This window comes from Acidovorax sp. HMWF018 (assembly GCF_003061035.1).
Taxonomy (GTDB): domain Bacteria; phylum Pseudomonadota; class Gammaproteobacteria; order Burkholderiales; family Burkholderiaceae_C; genus Acidovorax; species Acidovorax delafieldii.
Map to the genome: position 1 here is coordinate 1 of NZ_QAIM01000552.1, position 3,814 is coordinate 3,814.

General features: G+C 65.0%; 3 protein-coding genes. All 3 read right to left on the reverse strand.

Annotated elements, in window-relative coordinates; all coding sequences use genetic code 11:
• On the reverse strand, positions 1–93 hold a 93-nt coding region (locus tag DBR23_RS32200), incomplete at its 3' end, for a PrpF domain-containing protein (RefSeq protein ID WP_146191425.1).
• A gap of 41 nt (positions 94–134) precedes the next feature.
• Positions 135–2,771 (reverse strand): Fe/S-dependent 2-methylisocitrate dehydratase AcnD, encoded by a 2,637-nt coding sequence (gene acnD, locus DBR23_RS23350; protein WP_108499745.1) that lies wholly within the window; start codon positions 2,769–2,771, stop codon positions 135–137.
• A gap of 34 nt (positions 2,772–2,805) precedes the next feature.
• A partial coding sequence (gene prpC / locus DBR23_RS23355; protein WP_233250698.1) for a 2-methylcitrate synthase occupies positions 2,806–3,814 on the reverse strand: 1,009 nt, incomplete at its 5' end.

Consider the following 3,814-nt stretch of genomic DNA (forward strand, 5'->3'; position numbering starts at 1 on the left):
GGCGGGCAGGTCGTCGAGGCGAAAGAAAACGCCCTTGCTGGTGCCGCCGCGCAGGTAGGTGGCGGGAATGCGTATCTGTGGTGCGGAGTGGATGCTCATGAAGAAATATCAAATTTAGTAGCGCACAGTGCTTTCTAGGCGGGCGCGAGCACCTGTTTTTGGTCTACATTCTTGGCAAGAAAGTCTTGCGCAAAGCGCTGCAGCACGCCACCCGCTTGATAGATAGAGACCTCTTCGGCGGTGTCGAGGCGGCATGTCATGGGCACTTTTGTTTCCTCGCCATTCTTGCGGTGGATGACCAAGGTGAGGTGGGCACGGGGTTGCATGTCTCCCTCCACGCCATACACCTCCGTCCCATCCAGCCCCAGCGTAGTGCGGTTGACCCCCGCTTCAAACTCCAGTGGCAATACCCCCATGCCAATCAGGTTGGTGCGGTGGATGCGCTCGAACCCCTCGGCCACCACCACCTCCACCCCCGCCAGCCGGACGCCCTTGGCGGCCCAGTCGCGGCTGGACCCCTGGCCGTAGTCGGCGCCAGCAATGATGATGAGCGGCTGGCGGCGGTTCAGATAGGTTTCCATGGCCTCCCACATGCGCATGACCTGGCCTTCGGGCTCCACGCGGGCGAGCGATCCCTTTTTCACTTTGCCATCCACCACGGCCATCTCGTTGACGAGCTGCGGGTTGGCAAACGTGGCGCGCATGGCGGTGAGGTGGTCACCCCGGTGCGTGGCGTAGGAGTTGAAGTCCTCCTCGGGCACGCCCATGCGCGCCAGATATTCACCCGCTGCGCTGTCCGGCAGGATGGCGTTGGATGGCGACAGGTGGTCGGTGGTGATGTTGTCGGGCAGGAGGGCCAGCGGGCGCATGCCCTGCAGGGTGCGCGGGTGGGCGGCCAGCGCGCCGATGCCCTCGGTGTCCCAGTAGGGCGGGCGGCGGATGTAGGTGGACTGCGGGCGCCACTCGTACTGCGGCGACACGCGGGGGACTTTGTCATGCCGCAGGGCGAACATGGGTTCGTACACGGCGTGGTACTGCGCGGGCTTCACGGCAGTCTTCACCACGGCGTCGATTTCTGCGTCGCTGGGCCACAGGTCTTTGAGGCGAATCGCCTGGCCGTCCACCACCGCCAGCACGTCTTTTTCGATGTCAAACCGTACCGTGCCCGCCATCGCATAGGCCACGACCAGCGGGGGCGAGGCCAGGAAGGCCTGCTTGGCATAGGGGTGGATGCGCCCGTCGAAATTGCGGTTGCCAGAGAGCACGGCGGTGGCGTAGAGGTCGCGGTCGATGATCTCCTGCTGGATGGCAGGGTCCAGCGCGCCACTCATCCCGTTGCACGTGGTGCAGGCAAAGGCCACGATGCCAAAGCCGAGCTTTTCCAGGTCGGCCAGCAAACCCGCTTCCTTCAGATACAGCTCCACCGCCTTGGAGCCGGGCGCCAGCGAGGTCTTGACCCAGGGCTTGCGCGTGAGGCCCAGCCGGTTGGCGTTGCGCGCCAGCAGCGCTGCGGCGATCACGTTGCGCGGGTTGGACGTGTTGGTGCAGCTGGTGATGGCGGCGATGACTACCGCGCCATCGGGCATCGTGCCGTCCTGTGATGCGGGCATGGCCCAGGGGCCCGCGATGCCTTGGGCCGCCAGGTCGGACGTGGCCACGCGCGCATGCGGGTTGGAGGGGCCGGCCAGGTTGCGCACCACGCTCGACAGGTTGAACACTAGGTTGCGCGCGTAGACCGCGCCTTTGAGGGTGTCTGACCACAATCCCGCTGCCTTGGCATACGCCTCGACCCGCTTCACTTGTTCCGCCTCGCGGCCCGTCAGCGTCAGATACTCCAGCGTCTGTTCGTCGATGCTGAACAGCGCCGCCGTGGCGCCGTATTCGGGCGCCATGTTCGAGATGGTGGCGCGGTCGCCAATCGTGAGCTTGGACGCGCCTTCGCCAAAGAACTCCAGGTAGGCGCCCACCACCTTGGCCTTGCGCAAAAACTCGGTGAGCGCCAGCACCACGTCAGTGGCGGTGATGCCGTCCTGGCGATGGCCGGTCAGCTGCACGCCCACGATCTCGGGCAGCCGCATCATCGATGCGCGGCCCAGCATCACACTCTCGGCCTCCAGGCCGCCCACGCCGATGGCGATCACGCCCAGGGCGTCCACATGCGGTGTGTGGCTGTCGGTGCCCACGCAGGTGTCGGGGTAGGCCACGCCGTCTTTTACCTGCACGACCGGCGACATTTTTTCCAGATTGATCTGGTGCATGATCCCGTTCCCCGCCGGGATTACATCCACGTTGGCAAAGGCATTTTTGGTCCACTCGATGAAGTGGAAGCGGTCTTCGTTGCGGCGGTCTTCGATGGCGCGGTTCTTGGCGAAGGCGTCGGGGTCGAACCCGCCACACTCCACGGCCAGGGAATGGTCCACGATGAGCTGCACTGGCACGACGGGGTTCACCTGGGCCGGGTCGCCGCCTTCTTTGGCAATCGCATCGCGCAGGCCTGCCAGGTCCACCAGCGCCGTCTGGCCCAGGATGTCATGGCACACGACGCGTGCCGGGTACCAGGGGAAGTCGCGGTCGCTGCGCCGCTCGACGAGCTGGCGCAGGCAGTCGTTGATGGTGGCCGGATCGGCACGGCGCACGATGTTTTCGGCAAACACGCGGGCGGTGTAGGGCAGGGTGGCCCAGGCGGCGGGCTGCAGGGCATTGACGGCCTCGCTGGCGTCGAAGTAGTCCAGCTGCGTGCCGGGCAGTTGCTTGCGGTACAGGGTGTTCATGGCCATGGGGCTGGGTACTGGGTCGTCTTGGTTTTTATTTGCGGTCCTGGATCGGCACAAACGCCAGGTCTTCGGGCCCGGTGTAGTTCGCGCTGGGGCGGATGATCTTGTTGTCGATGCGTTGCTCGATGATGTGCGCCGCCCAGCCGCTGGTGCGGGCAATCACAAACAGCGGCGTGAACATGGCGGTGGGCACACCCATCATGTGGTAGCTCACGGCGCTGAACCAGTCGAGGTTGGGGAACATCTTTTTGACCTCCCACATCACGGTCTCCAGCCGCTCGGCAATGTCATACATCTTGGTGCTGCCAGCCTCCTGCGACAAGTTGTGCGCAACGCCCTTGATGACGACGTTGCGTGGGTCGCTCACGGTGTAGACCGGGTGACCAAAACCAATGACCACCTCCTTCGCCTCCACGCGGCGGCGGATGTCGGCCTCAGCCTCATCCGGGCTGTCGTAGCGTTTCTGGATTTCGAAAGCCACCTCGTTCGCGCCGCCATGCTTGGGGCCCCGCAGCGCACCGATGGCGCCGGTGATGGCCGAATACATGTCGCTGCCCGTGCCCGCCACCACGCGGGCGGTGAAGGTGCTGGCGTTGAACTCGTGCTCGGCATACAGGTTGAGAGAGGTGTGCATCGCACGCTCCCAGGCGGCGCTGGGTTGGGTGCCATGCAGCAGGTGCAAGAAGTGCGCACCGATGGAATCGTCATCGGTTTCCACCTCGACGCGACGGCCCGAACTGGCCCAGTGGTGCCAATAGAGCAGCATGGAGCCCAGTGATGCCATGAGCCGGTCGGCAATGTCGCGCGCACCCGGCAGGTTGTGGTCATCCTTTTCGGGCAGCGCACAGCCCAGGGCCGAGACGCCCGTGCGCATCACGTCCATGGGGTGGCTGGCGGCGGGCAGTTGCTCCAGCGCCTGCTTCACACTCATCGGCAGGCCGCGCAGGGCCCTGAGCTTGGACTTGTAGGCGCGCAGTTCGGCGCGCGTGGGCAGCTTGCCGTGTACCAGCAGGTGGGCGATTTCTTCGAATTCGCAGACC